This is a genomic window from Nitratireductor sp. CH_MIT9313-5 (genome assembly GCF_037029545.1).
Taxonomy (GTDB): domain Bacteria; phylum Pseudomonadota; class Alphaproteobacteria; order Rhizobiales; family Rhizobiaceae; genus Chelativorans.
The window spans coordinates 402987-418763 of the sequence record NZ_JAYMER010000010.1 but is presented as its reverse complement, the minus strand read 5'-3'; the positions used below and the strand labels follow the sequence as shown (position 1 = coordinate 418763).

Below are 15777 nucleotides of genomic sequence, written 5' to 3'. Positions count from 1 at the left end.
TGTCCCAACGGCGCGTGATGTATAGGCACGCCAACCTCAGGCAAGCCGTAGACCTCATTGGCCGCGGCTTCAAGTTTTTGAGCGTGGGCGACTTTGCCGCATCGGCAGCCAGCGCGAAGTGACCAACAGGAATTTAGGACCGAGCGATGAAAGCCGATATCCATCCCGACTATCACACCATCAAGGTCGTCATGACGGACGGCACCGAGTACGAGACCCGCTCCACCTGGGGCAAGGAAGGCGACACCCTTCAGCTCGACATCGATTCCTCCACGCATCCGGCATGGACCGGCGGCAACCAGACCCTGGTCGACCGCGGCGGCCGCGTCTCGCGCTTCAAGAAGCGCTACGAAGGCCTCGGCATCTAAGCCCCTTCTGGACGTTAAGTACGAAGAAGCCCGGCCATCGCGCCGGGCTTTTTCTTTGGTGCGTGAGGAGCCAGCCCCCCCGAGGGGGCTGGCGGATGGCTTTTTATCCATTCTTCTCGTGCCAGATTGAGTGATCAATCTTGCCGGCAAGTTCAGGATAGTCGGCGGCGTGGAAGACGGGCAGTTCACCCGCCTTGCGCTGCTTGAGATAATCCTGGGTCAACTTCACCACCGTGCCGGATAGCATGACGATGGCGATCAGGTTGATCGTCGCCATGAGACCCATGGATGCATCGGCCGCATTGAAGACAGTTGCGACGCTCTCATACGCGCCCCACAGCACCATCAGGAGAACCGCACCGCGCATCAGCACGATCGGCAGTCCGCTGCCCATGCCGAGAAATGTCATCGCATTCTCTGCGTAAGAGTAGTTGCCGATGATCGAGGTGAAGGCGAAGAAGAAGATCGCGATGGCAATAAAATAGGCGCCCGCCCCGCCGATATGCGTGGCAAGAGCATCCTGGGTGAGCTGCACGCCTTCAACGCCGTTGCCCGGCACGAGCGCGCCCGACAGAAGGATCATGACTGCAGTCGCGGTACACACAAGGATGGTGTCAATGAACACGCCCAGCGCCTGAACAAAGCCCTGAGACGAGGGATGATGCGGCTCGGGCGTGGCAACCGCCGCGATATTGGGAGCCGAACCCATACCCGCCTCATTGGAGAACAGGCCGCGCTTCACGCCATTGAGGAGCGCAGCCATCACGCCACCTGTCGCACCGCCTGCCGCTTCGCGCAGACCAAAGGCGCTGCCGATGATGTCTGCCAGCACCCCCGGCACCTGCCCGATATTGGTGATCAGGATGTATACGGCCAGAAGCAGGTAAAGGATCGCCATGAACGGAACGAGCACCTCGGCCACGCGCGCGATCTGGCGAATGCCACCGAAGATGACGATGCCTGCCAAAACCGCGATCACAACGCCCGTACCGACCTTGGGGGCACCGAACGCGCCCTGCATCGCATCCGCGATCGAATTGGCCTGCACGGCATTGAAGATGAGTCCGAAGGCCAGGATCAGGAAGACAGAGAACAGCGCGCCCGCCCAAGGCGCACGGAGTCCGCGCGCGATATAGAAGGCAGGGCCGCCGCGGTAGCGCCCGTTCTGGTTCTTGACCTTGTAGAGCTGCGCCAGCGTGCTTTCCGAATAGGCCGTGGCCATGCCAACCAGCGCCACCATCCACATCCAGAAGATCGCGCCCGGCCCACCTAGGCTGAGCGCCACCGCGACACCGGTCAGATTGCCGGTACCAACGCGAGAGGCAAGGCTGACCGTCAATGCCTGAAAGGGCGAAATGCCTGCCTTGTCTTCGCTCCGCGAGGAGCGGATGACCCGGAACATCTCGCCGAAATGCAGGATCTGGATCAGCTTCAGCCGAAACGTGAAATACAAGCCTACACCGAGCAGCCCGTAGACCAGGATGTAACCCCAGAGTATGTTGTTCAGGAAATCGATTATGACTGACATTCTAGTCCCTTCCCGCTGCAATAGGGAATGATCAGGCTCCCATTGCGAAAGCCTGCCCTCACGAATATACACGTTAAACGTGCAGTTACTTCAACTTATTGCCGAGTGGAACTGGACTGTCCACCCGAACAAGTGGAATTGTCAGGGAAATTAGGGCGCTGGATCATCGTGACGAGTAGAAGCAGCGTCGATGTGCCCCAAATCCCGCTCGGGGTTCACACGATCCCGCACCTTCTGCTTCAGCGTCTTGATATCGGGAAAACCGCCATCACGTTTGCGATCCCAAACCAGTTCGCCATCGACCTCGACCTGGAATATGCCGCCGCTGCGTGGGCGCAGGCAGACCTCGCTGGCGGAAAGCTCTGTCGAAAACGTGGAGAGCAACTCCTGCGCCATCCAGGCCGCGCGAAGCAGCCACTGGCACTGGGTGCAATAGGTGATCGTGATGCGGTGCGCCGGCGAAGACAGGTCTGCACTCATCACCGGCGCTCCCGAAATCAGGCCGCGCTGAGCTTGGCCATGGTTTCGTCGTCCACCTCGAAATTGGCATAGACGTTCTGCACGTCGTCATCATCTTCAAGGGTCGCGATGAGCTTGAGGATTGACTGAGCGCGCTCTTCGTCAACCGGAGTGCCCGTCTGAGGCTTCCAGATGGCCTTCACGGATTCAGCTTCACCGAGGCTTGCCTCGAGCGCGGTGGTCACGTCACCGATATCCTCGAAGGTGCAAGTGATGACATGGCCGTTTTCATCCGACTGCACGTCCTGCGCACCGGCTTCGATGGCAGCTTCCATCACCTTTTCAGCGTCTCCGGCAGAAGCGGGATAAATGATCTCGCCCACACGGTCGAACATGAAGGAAACCGAACCCGTCTCGCCCAGCGACCCGCCGGACTTGGTGAAGGCAGCGCGGATATTGGATGCAGAGCGGTTGCGGTTGTCGGTCAGCGCCTCGACGATGACGGCGACACCACCCGGGCCATAACCCTCATAGCGCACCTCTTCGTAATTTTCCGAATCCGTGCCGGAGGCCTTCTTGATCGCGCGCTCGATATTGTCCTTGGGCATCGACTGCGCCTTGGCGTTCTGGATGGCCAGACGCAGGCGTGGATTCATTGCAGGGTCTGGCAAGCCGGCCTTGGCTGCAACAGTGATTTCACGAGCAAGCTTGGAGAACATCTTGGAACGGACCGCATCCTGGCGACCCTTGCGGTGCATGATGTTCTTAAATTGGGAATGGCCGGCCATGGGGCTCCTTCTCCGGGCTTTTCTGCATGTTCAGATTGCCGGGCCTTATAGTGAAATTGACAGCCAACGTCCAGCAGAACGGCCATTTCTGCGCCCTCTTCACAATTGCGCAACATCGCTATCTACCAGCTTCGCATCAGGGTTGCTTCGGCCTAGGATGACATAACGCAACAGGAGGACGCCCAATGTTCGTCACCAGACTGTTCGCATGCGCGGCCTTTGTGGTCGCACTGGCTTCCGCCGCCGATGCCCAGACCCAACGCCCGAGCACCTGCATGGCCGTGGCTCACTCCTTGCCACAGGCCACCTATGTTGCAGCGCCCCTGCATGAAGCCGCGACCGACGACACGGTGAGATTAACCTATGCGGGCCACTCCACCTATCTGATCGATACTCCCGCTGGCATTCGCATCGCCACCGACTTCTCCGGTGCCTATGGGGCCTCGCCGATCCCGAACGTGGTCACGATGAACAAGGCGCATACCACGCACTTCACCCTCTCCCCACCGCCAGGTATCGACCACATCCTGCCGGGGTGGGACGATAACGGCGGAGGGATTTCGCATTCACTGCTCGTGGACGACGTCTATGTGCGTAACGTGACCACAGACATCTCGCGCTATGGCGTGTTCGAGGCCGATGCGAATTCGATCTTCATTTTCGAGGTCGCTGGCCTGTGCATCGGCCATCTGGGCCATCTGCACCACCGCCTGACGGATACGCATTATGCCGAAATCGGTCGTCTGGACATCGTGATGGTGCCAGTCGACGGCGGCATGACCCTGGCCTTGGACGGAATGAGCGAGATCACGCGCAGGCTTTCATCTTCGATCATCCTGCCCATGCATCGCCATCGCACACCCATGTCCGCCTTTACCAGCAGGATGGGCGAAGGCTTCGATATAGAGTTCCGCGACGGCAATAGCCTTGAAGTGTCGCTCTCAAACCTGCCCCGGCGACCGACGATTATCATCCTCGCCGGGGTGTGAGCGAGGCGCTAGTGCAGCGTGGACTTGTTGGCCGCATCCTTCTCGCGCTTGCGCCGCGCCAGCATGTTGAGGCTTTCGACAAGAGCCGAGAAGCCCATGGCTGCATAGATGTAGCCCTTCGGCACATGGAAGCCGAAGCCATCGGCAATCAGCGTCATGCCGATCATGAGAAGGAAGCCGAGAGCCAGCATGACCACGGTCGGGTTCTTGTCGATGAAGCGTGACAGGGGTTCAGCGGCCAGCAGCATGACAGTGACTGCCGAAATGACGGCGATGAACATAATCGCGATCTCGTCCGTCATGCCAACGGCAGTGATGATGGAATCGATGGAGAAGACGAGGTCGAGCAGCAGGATCTGGAAGATCGCCGCACCCAGCGTCATGTTCACCTTGCCCATCATCGTATCCTTGTGATCGACGGGATCCACCGAGTGATGGATTTCCTTTGTCGCCTTCCAGACAAGGAAGAGACCACCGGCAATCAGGATGAGATCGCGCCAGGAGAAGCCGTGACCGAAAGCCTCGAAAAGCGGATCGGTAAGCTGGACGATGATGGAGATCGTGCCCAGAAGCGCAAGCCGAAGAATAAGCGCGGCGCCGATGCCAAGCCGACGGGCATTCTTCTGTTGCTCTTTCGGCAGCTTGTTCGTGAGGATCGAGATGAAGATCAGATTGTCGATGCCGAGCACGATCTCAAGCACGACGAGCGTGAAGAGCGCCACCCAGGCCTCTGGATTGGAAACGAACTCAAAATGCCCGGCAAGCCATTCCATGATCAGTGATCCCTCTCAAAATCCGCTCAACTATGGCGATAGTTATGTGGTGGCAGTAGCTGGCGGTCAACGCCAGAAGGCGGGTATTGTTTCCTCAAGCCGCGCGCCAAGCCGCAGCGGCGCGACTTTCTCGGCCAATCCCGTGCGGTCGGAAATCTCCACGGCAAGTCCGCAGATCGTTGCCGGACCCGTCGCAGCCTCGAACCGCCCCTTGGGCACCTTGAAGAGGAACCGGTGCAATGGCTCCTCCTTCTCCATGCCAAGGGACGAGTCGTAATCGCCACACATGCCGGCATCGGTCAGATAGGCGGTGCCATTGTTCAGGATCTGATGGTCTGCCGTGGGTTGATGCGTATGCGTGCCCACAACGACGCTGGCGCGACCATCAAGAAAATGCCCCATGCACATTTTCTCCGAGGTGGCCTCGGCGTGGAAATCGATGATTGCCGCATCCACCTGATCACCCAGCGGACAGGCCGAGAGGATTTCTTCCGCACTGGAGAACGGATCATCAAGCTCTGGATGCATGAAGACGCGACCCATGATGTTGGCCACCAAAACGCGCGCGCCGTTTTTGGCCATGAACACGCCGGACCCGTGCCCCGGCGTTCCCTTGGGAAAATTGGCGGGCCGCAGAAAGCGTTCCTCGCGCGGCGCGAATGTCAGTGCTTCGCGCTGGTCCCAGACGTGGTTGCCCGTAGTCACCACGTCAGCGCCGGCATTGAGCGTGTTATTGAAGATTTCCTCGGTGATGCCGAAACCGCCAGCCGCGTTTTCGCCATTCACCACCACGAAATCGAGATTGAAGTCCGAGATGAGGCCCGGAAGCCTCTCGAAGACCGCATTGCGGCCGGCACGGCCGACCATATCGCCAAGAAATAGAAATCGCATGAAAGGCTTCTACAGGTCAGGCGCGAAGCGGCGCAAGCCGCTTTCCGTCATGATTTCCGGAATGACCACGTCATGCGGCTCGTGGGGCACCTCGTCCACCTCCTGGCAGTCAAAGGCAATACCCACAAGCTTCGGCGTGTGACCATGTGCAGCCATGCGCGCAAGCACGCGGTCGTAGAAACCACCACCATAGCCAATGCGGTGACCCCGCGCATCGAAAGCGGCAAGCGGCACCAGGATGAGGTCAGGTAGGAGCACCTGCGCCTCTGCATTCGGCCCCATCGTCCCGAACCCCATATTCACGAGTTCAGCACCCCGAACAAGCTCGCGAAAGACGATTGTTCGCGCATCCAGTATCGCCGGAATCGCCAGGCGGGCACCCCTGTCACGCAGGGCTCCCATAAGGGGGCGCACGTCCATTTCCGAGCGAATGGGCCAGAAACCCGCTGCCACGCCATACTTTGCGGAACTTATCTCCTCGACACGATCCGCCAGAGATAGAGCAGCTTCGAGCCGGTAGTCGGCAGACAAAGCATCGCGGCGCGCCAGCGCGTCCAGCCGCAGCTTCTTTTTCATGTCGGATTTGGTCAGTGTCGTCATGCGTGGACACTAAACCAGCGCAGCCTCATGATGAAAGCGAAGAAGAGAGGCAAGGATGCGATCCACGGCGACCGATGGATTGTCGATCCCGGGAACCTACAAAGTAGGTGGGCGCCGTGTAACCAAGCCCACGGGCAAGGTCAGGGACAGCTCCCTTCAGGATCATTAAGGCCCCGGGGAAATGATATCCTGTCGGGAAGCGCAGATCGCAATGCCAGATATAGTCTGCGCACACCCCTTTCGCCAGTGGCTTGAAGCCTTGCATGAAGGATTTCCGGTCAATAGTTTCCGCCGCACGTAACAATCCTTCAGGAGGCTTGCCCCATGCGGTTCGAAGGCACCGGTTCCTACATCGCTGACAAGGACCTCATGGTCGCGGTCAATGCGGCCATTGCGCTGGAACGTCCGCTTCTGGTCAAGGGCGAGCCGGGCACCGGCAAAACGGAACTGGCGATCCAGGTTGCCGACGCACTGGGCCTTGATCTCATCCAGTGGCACGTCAAATCAACCACCCGCGCGCAGCAGGGTCTTTACGAATATGATGCCGTCTCGCGCCTGCGCGACAGCCAGCTCGGCGACGACCGCTTCAACGACATCAACAACTATATCCGCCGCGGCAAGCTGTGGGAGGCTTTTGCCGCCCAGAAGAAGACTGTTCTCCTGATCGATGAGATCGACAAGGCGGATATCGAATTCCCCAACGACCTGCTGCAGGAACTCGACAAGATGGAGTTCCATGTCTACGAGACCGGCGAGACGGTGAAGGCAAGACAGCGCCCCATCGTCATCATCACCTCCAACAACGAGAAGGAACTGCCCGACGCCTTTCTGCGCCGCTGTTTCTTCCACTATATCCGCTTCCCCGAGCCCGACACCCTCGCACGCATCGTTGAAGTGCATTATCCCGGGATCAAGCAGCGCCTCGTTTCCGAAGCGCTGAAGCAGTTCTACGAGATCCGCGAAGTGCCGGGCCTCAAGAAAAAGCCGTCCACGTCCGAAGCGCTCGACTGGATCCGCCTGCTGGTCGCCGATGATGTTGCCCCCGAGGACCTGCGTGGCGACGCGAAGAACGCGCTGCCAAAGCTGCACGGCGCGCTCCTGAAGAACGAACAGGACGTCCACCTCTTCGAACGCCTCGCCTTCATGGCGCGCCGGCAGGGATAGAAGCAAGGGATACCTGCACGCTGGCCCATTCCACTGGTCCATGGCTGCTGCCACGATCCTTCGTTCCAAAACAGGGGGAACGACATGACCAACATCACCATCCGCCCGATCACCCGCGGTGACGAGGCTGAGTGGCGCCGCATGTGGACGAAATATCTGGAATTCTACAAGACGAGCGTGCCCGAGGAAGTCTATGCAAGCACCTTCGAGCGCCTGTTCTGCGATGGCGAGTTCGAGCCGAACTGCCTGATCGCGGAGATGGATGGCAATCCGGTTGGTCTCACCCACTATATCTATCACCGCACTTGCTGGGCCGTCGCCAACAACTGCTATCTGCAGGACCTCTATGCCGACCCGGAAGCTCGCGGCAAGGGCGTGGGCCGCGCACTGATCGAAGCCGTCTACGCCAAGGCGGACGAAGTTGGCGCGGCTGCTGTCTATTGGATGACACAGGACTTCAACGAAACCGCCCGCAAGCTTTATGATCGCATCGCGAAACTGACGCCATTCATCAAGTATCAGCGAGGCTGACACGCATCCATGTTCATCCCCTTCTTCCTTCAGCTGAAAGCCGCGCGTGTTCCCGTTTCGCTTAGGGAATATCTCACGCTGCTTGAAGGGATGGACGCGGATATTGCCACCTATGATGTCGAGGCCTTCTACTATCTGGCACGCACCACGCTGGTGAAGGATGAGCGGCACATCGACCGCTTCGACCAGGTCTTCGCCCACTGCTTCCGCGGCGTGGAGGCGGTGTCCGGCGAGGCTGCGGTGGATGCGCGCGACCTGCCCGAGGAATGGCTGCGCCGCCTTGCCGAAAAGCATCTGAGCGAAGAGGAAAAGAAGCTTGTCGAAAGCCTCGGCGGTTTCGACAAGCTGATGGAAACGCTGAAAAAGCGTCTGGAAGAACAACAGGGCCGGCACCAGGGTGGCAACAAGTGGATCGGCACCGGCGGCACCTCGCCCTTCGGTGCCTATGGCTACAATCCCGAAGGTGTACGCATCGGGCAGCACGAGTCGCGCCATCGGCGCGCGGTGAAGGTGTGGGACAAGCGCGAGTTTCGCAATTTCGACGACTCCATCGAGATCGGCACGCGCAACATCAAGGTGGCTCTCAAGCGCCTGCGTCGCTGGGTGCGCGAAGGGGTGCAGGAAGAATTCGATCTTCCCGAAACCATCCGCTCAACTGCCGAGCACGGCTATCTGGACGTCAAGACAAGGCCGGAGCGGCGCAATGCGGTCAAGCTTCTGATGTTCTTTGATGTCGGTGGATCGATGGATGATCACATCCGCATAGTCGAGGAACTGTTTTCAGCGGTGCGCAGCGAGTTCCGCCATATGGAATATTTCTACTTCCACAACTGCCTCTATGAAGGTGTGTGGAAGGATAATGCGCGACGTCATGCAGACGTGATCCCGACCTTCGACGTGCTGCACAAATATGGTTCGGACTACAAGGTGATCTTCGTCGGCGATGCTTCAATGTCGCCCTACGAAATCGCTTATCCCGGCGGTGCTGTTGAGCACTGGAACGCGGAAGCTGGCGCCGTGTGGCTGCAGCGGGCTCTCGAGCATTGGCCCAATGCGGTTTGGCTGAACCCGGTGCGCGAACAGCACTGGAGCTATACGCATTCCATCCAGATGATCCGGGAGATCTTCTCCGACCGGATGTATCCACTCACGCTTCAGGGGCTTGAACAGGCCACGCGCGAACTCTCCCGCACGCACTGATCACCAAATTCAGGCTATGCCGCGACGCCCGACCTTCGCGTGATGCAACGGCTTCATGGCAGGGTCCCGCCCATCGGGAGCCATGACACCCGTGCCACCAAAAATGATCTGCAGGAATTCAACCAGCCACTGCTTGAGATGGGTGTCCCAGATCATCCGCCCGCCCAGATGATCGCGCCCAGGCTGCGCGCCGGGCAACACGAAGCGATGCGCACCGCGCACCACCCAACGCTGCATCATCACCCGCGTCAGCTCCGCATGAAACTGCACGCCCCAGGCATTCTCGCCATAGCGGAAGGCCTGATTGGGATAATGGTCGGCGGTCGCCAGTAGCGTTGCATCCTTGGGCAACGAAAAGCCCTCGCGGTGAAACTGGTAGACCATTTCCGGCCAATGCATGAGCTTGCGGCCGGCCTCGGTGGCTCGCAGCGGATACCAGCCGATCTCCACAAGTCCGTCATCATGGCTCTTCACCTGACCGCCAAGATGTTTCACAAGCATCTGCGCACCAAGGCAGATACCCAAAAACGGCTTGTTCTCCTTCAGCGGGACTTCCAGCCAGTCGGTTTCACGCTTGACGAATTCGTCGCGGTCATTGGCACTCATGGGACCGCCGAACACGACGGCCCCTGCATGTTCTTCGAGCGATTCAGGCAGGGCGTCGCCAAGCGGAGGCCGACGGATATCCAGCGTGAAGCCCGATGCTTCGAGAAGCTGCCCAACCCGACCCGCACTTGATAGCTCCTGATGCAGCACGACCAGGATCTTGTTGCTCATTCCCCAACGCCCATTCTTCGCGGTTCTAGTTCTTCGAGGCGCTTTCCTGCACCTTCTGTCGCATGACCACCCTCGTGCGAGAATCGACGCCGATCAGCTCGGCCACCCGCCACACGAGATTATCCTCAAGCTCGTGCACTTCACCATCGGCAAGGACGATTTCCCACATCAACCTGATGAACTGCGAGCGTGCCTCTTCACCCAGATGCCGCTTGAGCACGCTGGTAAAGCCATAGAGATCGACCGAATCCTTCTCCGCCTCATCCGCCGCCTTGATCAACTCGGCGAGTTCATCGCCATGCAGCCCGTAGGTGCGCGCAAGCGTTTCTCTCAGACGCGCCTGTTCCTGCGGCGTGTTGACCCCATCCGCTTCCATCACGTGGATCAGGATTGCTGCTGCTGCCACACGCGGATCTTCCGCATCCAGGTGGCTTCCGCTGGCCTCATGGCCGGGCAGTTCTTTCAGAAACTGTAAAATGCGCTCGAACATGAAGCCTCGGAAAAAATTTGCTGCGTCCGTCCCGCCATCAATAAGCGAAATGGACGCAGCATTATGTAGTTCCCAGGCAACAGTCTCAGAAGAGTCTGAAGCCCTGCTGGGTTTTTGTATCGTCGTCGTCGGGATCGACACCCGGATCATCGGGAATGGGCGGCCGCTTCACCTTGTCTTCTTCGGCAAGCCGCTTGCGATGGGCAGTTGCCGGTACTGTCGTGTCCGCCACTGGTTTTGGCTTTTCCGCCGCCGTATCGGCAACCGGTTCGGGCTTAACGTCAGTCACGGGCGCAGCCGCGGCAGCTTCCGCTTTCGGCTGGGCCTTTGGCTTCTCCTGAACCTCATCTGCCTGGACCATGTCGCCCTTGACCGACGTGGTAGCCGCTTCATCCTGCTTGGTCTTGTCGGCAACTGGCGGCTTCACCTCGGTCAGGCCTTCCTCGACAACGATCTCAGGCTCATCGGATTTGCCTGCAGAAGAGGCTCCCGCGGGGGGTGCACTTATGGCAGGCAGTGGCTCCAGCGCATCATTGGCATCGAGAACCGGCGCCAGCCGCTCCACAGGAACGCGCCATTCATAGGCATCGAACCGACCCGACGGTGAGACGGGCGCCCAGCGCTCCGAAACCTGACCATCGGCGATCCATGCCGGATCGCGCGGCGCACGCAGCGCCTTCTGGAGCCAATGGCGCACACGTCCCTGCTCGCCGGTCTCAGCCTCTTCTATATCAGCAAGGATCAGGAAGGCGCTTTCGCGCGGTGCAATGCGTATCGCAGCTTCCGCTGCCTTGCGCGCTTCGGAATACTCTCCCGCCTCAAGCGCTGCTCGCGCCACGGCCAGCTCGGATTCCACATTGTTCGGCTTCAAGCCGCGCAATTTCCGTGCACGATCCAGACGGTCATGGGTGGAATCGCCGGGGCGTGCATGAAGATAGGCATCAGCCAACTCCGGATGCGGCTCCTTCTTCCAGGTCGATTCCAGAACCTTCGCGGCCTTGCGCAGCTCGTTATTGCGGAACAGCGCCTTCGCGGCCGTCACGGCTGCCGGCACGAATTCCGGCTGCAGCTTGTGTGCCTCAAGCGCGGCACTGCGCGCAGTTGTGGGATCGCTGTCCAGCACTTCCATGGCTTTCGCGGTCAGGAGAACCGCGCGACGGCGTTTGATCGCGTCCTTGTCCTGATGCTTGGCGCTCTTCTGCGCATCCACAAGTGAAAGCGCGCTGTCCCACTCTCCTTCGCGGGCTCGGATAGCCAGTGCTGCGTTGGAAGCCCAGCCAAGCTGCGGTGCCTGCTTGGCAGCCTCGCCAGCATAGTGCTCCGCAGCTTCACGCTCGCCCAGCCGTTCGGCTTCCAGATACAGGCCGCGCAGGCCAAGAAGCCGTGTCTCGGGATCTTCTGCCATTGCGGCAAACTTCTTGCGCGCCGTCTCGTGATCACCTTCCAGCATCGCCGCCTGCGCATCCAGAAGATGGATGAGAGGCTCCTGATCCGACGAAATCAGCTTCGATGCCTGCGCCCCCATGCGACGCGCGACGCCACCGTCACCGGCTCCTGCTGCAATCAGCCCCGTCGAAAGCGCCTGATATCCCCGATCCCGGCGCCGCACCCGAAAATGGCGCGCCACGGTCTTCGGGCTGTACCAGATGCTTTTCAGCAGCCACCAGGTGATCATCACGGCAGCAACCACGCCCACAAGCAGGACTGCTGCCACCATCAGCGTGACTTCGTAGCGATAGCCCCCGAAGGTGACCACCAGATCACCCGGGCGTTCCGCCAGCCAGGCAAAGCCCAGACCAAGCGCAAAGATCAGCAGAAAATAGAACAGGATTCTGAACATCAGCAGCCCCTCAAGCCGGCTTCAGCGCGCTTGAGAGCGCATCTTCGAGAATTTCATCAGCCGCCTGGCGCGCCCGAAGCTTTTCGGCGAAGGCGGATGCCCTTTCCTTGCCTTCCGGCGGCAGGCTTTCATACTCGGCCAGCGCCTTCTCGTAATTGCCGGCCAGCACGGCAGCCTCCATGCGTGCTGCAATCGCGGAAATGCTTTCGCCCTCGACCTCGCCGACGGGGCGGACACTGACAACCGACTTCGCCGACGACATCAGCCGGTCCACGATACCCGCATCGGGTGGTGCTGCATTTTCAAGGGCGGCAAGCCGGGTAGCAACCAGCGGAGCTGCCTCGGCCAGTTCTTCGCGGGTGGGTATACCCTGCTCGGCATAAGGTTGAAGCGGCTCCAGGCCCGGCGCGTCCGGGGCGATGGCCGTGAATGTCTCAAGCTCGCTGGCGAAGGGAGTGCCACGCTCCACCGCCGACTTCAGCGCTGAGGCAGCAACGACCAGCGCAAGCTTCGGACCTTCATCCTCTGCTTCCACCTGCTGGGCCAGTTCGTCCAGCCGCCCTGCGACACTCTGCAGCTGCTCGCTGTTGCCTGAAGCAGCCTGCTGTGCGGCATTTGCAGCCTCACGCAATGCAGCCAATTCCTGCTGAAGTGCTTCGACCTGATCGGCGGAAACAGCATTTTCAGGCAATGCGGAAACACGCTCCTCTAGGGCACTCAGTGCCTCCTGGATGGCCGGATCGGCCTCTCCCGCACCGCTTCCGGCCGGAGACGATGCCGCGGTCTCAAGCTCCTGAACCCGTGCCTGCAGCGCTTCCAGCCCCGCGTTCTCGCCCGCTTCACCGGAAGACACCGCCTCCTGGAGATTGGCAACCGCCTGCTCCACAGCCTCGATACGGCTCTTCAGGGCTTCCACCTCTTCCGCCTCAACGCCGCTACTCGCGCCCGAGGAAGCCTCTGCGGCCTCGGCAGTCTGCGTGCGAAGCTGTTCGACTTCAGAAGAAAGCGCCGACAATTGCTCGCGCAGTCCCTCGATCTCGGCGGGATCGGAGGTCTGCTCCTGCGCCGCATCCTGTGTGGAAAGTACAGGCAAATAGCCCGAAACTTGAGCACCGGCACCCAATGCCAGTGCTATCACGCCGCCTGCGACACCTGCCAGCAGGCTGCGCCCCGTGCCACCCGTCTTGGCGGCCGCGGCTGGAGCACTTTTTGACGTTGCCCCGGTCGAGGAACCGGATGCCGCAGCCCCCGCAGCCACACCCGAAGCGGCAGCACTCTTGGCGGGCTCATCTTTTCTGTCAGTGGATGAGGCAGCGGGCTTTGTGTCGCTGGCCTTTTTCTCACCGGAAGTACCGGGCTTGTCGGTCGGCTTCTTTTCACCGCTCAGATTTTCAGAGGTCTTTGCTCCTGTAGCCCCGGAAGAAGCTTGCGGCTTCACCGGCTCGTCGCCCTTGGCGGGTGCGGTCGGCTTGGCCGCTTCGGACGACGCTGCACCCTTCGGATTGGCGGCAGGGTTGTCAGCGGACTTCACCTTGTCTGCCTCAAGATCGATGGTCACCGGCTCGCGGCTGGTCTTCGAGTGGCGGGTCCTGGGGGTTTTGACCATAGGGCAGCTCCGCTGGAATATACGAACTGGAGCGCTTGTGCAGCGCAATACAAGGTAACTATCACACCACCGGGATGAAGGAAGGGCCTGACAGACGATTTAGCGCAACAAAGCTAACTGCCCCATCATGCCTTCCTCATCCGGCTGGGTGGCAATGCAGATGTTCGCCGCCAGCACATCGTCCAGCCTTTTAGCCACCCGTGGCGAGATGCAGACAAACCTTGTTTCATTCAACGGAGCTTCAGGCCCGCGGTTCCCTGCCGCACGCATGTAGACATCGGCGGCAAAAGCGGAATAGAGCAACACGACATCAACGCGTGATACGGCTGCCGCATCGACCGCCAGCGCGCGTGTGTCATAAGTCTCCAGCACCACGACTGAACGACCCGCAGTCTGCAGGCGCTGCTCTATCAATGCTCGCCGCACCCGCCCGCACAGAATGGCGATCAAATCTCCGGGCCTGCTTGCATCAATCAACTGTTCCGCAAGATGTTCGGCATCACCCGCATCCGACGCGCTGACCCGCAAACCGGCAGCTTGCGCAACCTCGCCGCTCTTCGATCCCACGGCAAATGCGGGCCGCGTGTGCAGCGCCTGCAACAAGTCGCCCGGTGCATGCCGCACCGCATTCGGGCTGGTGATCGCCACCAGCGAGACTGCGTCGAGTTCTGAAGGTTTACGCGGATCGACTGGCACGGTCTGCGTCAGCGGCACTACCACTGGCGTCAGCCCCAGGGCACGAACACGCGCCGCCGTCTCATCGGCACCCGGTTGCGGACGCGTGATGAGAACCCTCAACTTCACACCCAGTCACTAAAGAAGCTTGGCCCTGCCATGTCACGTATCCGCGCTCCGGCATCACGGCCGATCTCAATCGCATCTTCAGCCGCACCTTCACCCGTGACCTCATGCACTTCGCGGCCATCCGGTGTCAGGATCATTCCGTAGAAGCTCAATCTGCCGTCCTCAAGCTTCGCCTCGCCGGCAATCGGCGTGCGGCAGGAGCCATCAAGTGTGGCGAGAAATGCGCGCTCGCAGGCGAGCTTTGTACCAGTCGGTTCGTGATGAATAGGCGCAAGCAGCGCCTTGATCCGCTCGTCACCGATTCGGCTCTCGATGCAGATTGCACCCTGACCGAGTGCGGGGGGGAATGCCTGCGCGTCCATGATCTGGGTCGCGACATGCTCCATCTTCAGCCGCTTCAGCCCGGAAAGAGCGAGAAGCGTGCCTTCGGCGACACCGTCTTCCAGCTTGCGAAGCCGCGTCTGCACGTTGCCGCGAAACATGCCCACTTCCAGATCGGGGCGCATGCGCAATACCAGCGCCTGCCGGCGCAGCGAGGAAGTACCCAATTTCGCCCCTTGCGGCAGGTCCTGTATTCGCTTCACGCTGCGGCCGATAAAGACATCCCGCACATCCTCGCGTTCGAGAAAGGCGGAAATCTCCAGCCCGTCCGGCAAAACCGTCGGCATATCCTTGGAAGAATGAACCGCCAGATCGATGCGCCCATCGAACAGGGCTTCCTCGATTTCCTTGGTGAAAAGGCCCTTTCCGCCTGCTTCCGACAAGGGGCGGTCCTGAATGCGGTCGCCGGAGGTGCGGATGACGACAATCTCGAATGCCTCTTCAGGCATGTCATGCGCAGCCATCAGCCTGGCGCGCGTTTCTGCCGCCTGCGCCAGCGCCAACTGGCTGCCGCGCGTTCCGATTCTCACCACATCAGTTTGCATGCCGTCACGTCCGTGCTAACCGGCTCTTCTCAATCAAGCCAAC

17 protein-coding genes and 1 other RNA gene are annotated in these 15777 nt (G+C 60.3%); 5 read left to right on the top strand and 13 right to left on the bottom strand.

The annotated features are described in order from the left end of the window. Positions 1 to 146: 146 nt before the first annotated feature. The gene (gene rpmE / locus WA367_RS03265; protein ID WP_336055356.1) at positions 147 to 368 is read left to right on the top strand and encodes a 50S ribosomal protein L31; all 222 of its coding nucleotides are present in this window, start codon (positions 147 to 149) and stop codon (positions 366 to 368) included. A gap of 103 nt (positions 369 to 471) precedes the next feature. Here the strand turns inward: rpmE and WA367_RS03260 are convergent, their stop codons facing one another. The 3 genes from WA367_RS03260 to WA367_RS03250 all read right to left on the bottom strand — a co-directional run bounded on the left by WA367_RS03260 (position 472) and on the right by WA367_RS03250 (position 3143). Beyond that, positions 472 to 1896, bottom strand: coding sequence for an alanine/glycine:cation symporter family protein (locus WA367_RS03260; protein WP_336055355.1), 1425 nt, complete (start codon positions 1894 to 1896; stop codon positions 472 to 474). A gap of 150 nt (positions 1897 to 2046) precedes the next feature. After that, positions 2047 to 2376: a SelT/SelW/SelH family protein gene (locus WA367_RS03255; RefSeq protein ID WP_336055354.1), complete on the bottom strand. Its 330-nt coding sequence runs from the start codon at positions 2374 to 2376 to the stop codon at positions 2047 to 2049. Between the two features lie 17 nt (positions 2377 to 2393). Then, positions 2394 to 3143: a YebC/PmpR family DNA-binding transcriptional regulator gene (locus WA367_RS03250; protein ID WP_336055353.1), complete on the bottom strand. Its 750-nt coding sequence runs from the start codon at positions 3141 to 3143 to the stop codon at positions 2394 to 2396. 185 nt (positions 3144 to 3328) lie between these two features. On the opposite strand from WA367_RS03250, the gene WA367_RS03245 reads away from it, so the two are divergent. Beyond that, positions 3329 to 4132 carry an MBL fold metallo-hydrolase gene (locus WA367_RS03245; protein ID WP_336055352.1) on the top strand — a complete coding sequence of 268 codons (804 nt, stop codon included), beginning with the start codon at positions 3329 to 3331 and terminating at the stop codon, positions 4130 to 4132. Between the two features lie 8 nt (positions 4133 to 4140). Here the strand turns inward: WA367_RS03245 and WA367_RS03240 are convergent, their stop codons facing one another. The 4 genes from WA367_RS03240 to ssrS all read right to left on the bottom strand — a co-directional run bounded on the left by WA367_RS03240 (position 4141) and on the right by ssrS (position 6607). Next, positions 4141 to 4905 carry a TerC family protein gene (locus tag WA367_RS03240; RefSeq protein ID WP_336055351.1) on the bottom strand — a complete coding sequence of 255 codons (765 nt, stop codon included), beginning with the start codon at positions 4903 to 4905 and terminating at the stop codon, positions 4141 to 4143. A gap of 66 nt (positions 4906 to 4971) precedes the next feature. After that, entirely contained in the window at positions 4972 to 5796 is an 825-nt protein-coding gene (locus WA367_RS03235; RefSeq protein ID WP_336055350.1) for a TIGR00282 family metallophosphoesterase, read from the bottom strand. Positions 5797 to 5805: 9 nt separating this feature from the next. Beyond that, positions 5806 to 6396: a 5-formyltetrahydrofolate cyclo-ligase gene (locus WA367_RS03230; protein WP_336055349.1), complete on the bottom strand. Its 591-nt coding sequence runs from the start codon at positions 6394 to 6396 to the stop codon at positions 5806 to 5808. Between the two features lie 55 nt (positions 6397 to 6451). Further along, a non-coding RNA gene (gene ssrS / locus WA367_RS03225) (6S RNA) lies at positions 6452 to 6607 on the bottom strand. A gap of 113 nt (positions 6608 to 6720) precedes the next feature. On the opposite strand from ssrS, the gene WA367_RS03220 reads away from it, so the two are divergent. The 3 genes from WA367_RS03220 (at position 6721) to WA367_RS03210 (ending at position 9291) form a co-directional block, all read left to right on the top strand. Continuing rightward, positions 6721 to 7560 (top strand): AAA family ATPase, encoded by an 840-nt coding sequence (locus WA367_RS03220; RefSeq protein ID WP_336055348.1) that lies wholly within the window; start codon positions 6721 to 6723, stop codon positions 7558 to 7560. 84 nt (positions 7561 to 7644) lie between these two features. Next, complete coding sequence (locus WA367_RS03215) at positions 7645 to 8091, top strand: GNAT family N-acetyltransferase (protein WP_336055347.1); 447 nt, start codon at positions 7645 to 7647, stop codon at positions 8089 to 8091. A 9-nt stretch (positions 8092 to 8100) separates the two neighbouring features. Beyond that, positions 8101 to 9291, top strand: coding sequence for a vWA domain-containing protein (locus tag WA367_RS03210; protein WP_336055346.1), 1191 nt, complete (start codon positions 8101 to 8103; stop codon positions 9289 to 9291). A 9-nt stretch (positions 9292 to 9300) separates the two neighbouring features. Here the strand turns inward: WA367_RS03210 and WA367_RS03205 are convergent, their stop codons facing one another. From WA367_RS03205 to hemC, 6 genes are all read right to left on the bottom strand, one after another. Continuing rightward, positions 9301 to 10068: a glutamine amidotransferase gene (locus WA367_RS03205; protein ID WP_336055345.1), complete on the bottom strand. Its 768-nt coding sequence runs from the start codon at positions 10066 to 10068 to the stop codon at positions 9301 to 9303. A 25-nt stretch (positions 10069 to 10093) separates the two neighbouring features. After that, positions 10094 to 10558 (bottom strand): tellurite resistance TerB family protein, encoded by a 465-nt coding sequence (locus WA367_RS03200; RefSeq protein ID WP_336055344.1) that lies wholly within the window; start codon positions 10556 to 10558, stop codon positions 10094 to 10096. A gap of 85 nt (positions 10559 to 10643) precedes the next feature. Next, positions 10644 to 12398, bottom strand: a complete 1755-nt coding sequence (locus WA367_RS03195; protein WP_336055343.1) for a heme biosynthesis protein HemY — start codon at positions 12396 to 12398, stop codon at positions 10644 to 10646. 10 nt (positions 12399 to 12408) lie between these two features. Then, positions 12409 to 14004, bottom strand: a complete 1596-nt coding sequence (locus WA367_RS03190) for a COG4223 family protein (protein WP_336055342.1) — start codon at positions 14002 to 14004, stop codon at positions 12409 to 12411. Between the two features lie 99 nt (positions 14005 to 14103). Then, entirely contained in the window at positions 14104 to 14802 is a 699-nt protein-coding gene (locus WA367_RS03185; RefSeq protein ID WP_336055341.1) for a uroporphyrinogen-III synthase, read from the bottom strand. 2 nt (positions 14803 to 14804) lie between these two features. Then, entirely contained in the window at positions 14805 to 15734 is a 930-nt protein-coding gene (gene hemC, locus WA367_RS03180) for a hydroxymethylbilane synthase (protein WP_336055340.1), read from the bottom strand. Between the last annotated feature and the right edge of the window lie 43 nt (positions 15735 to 15777).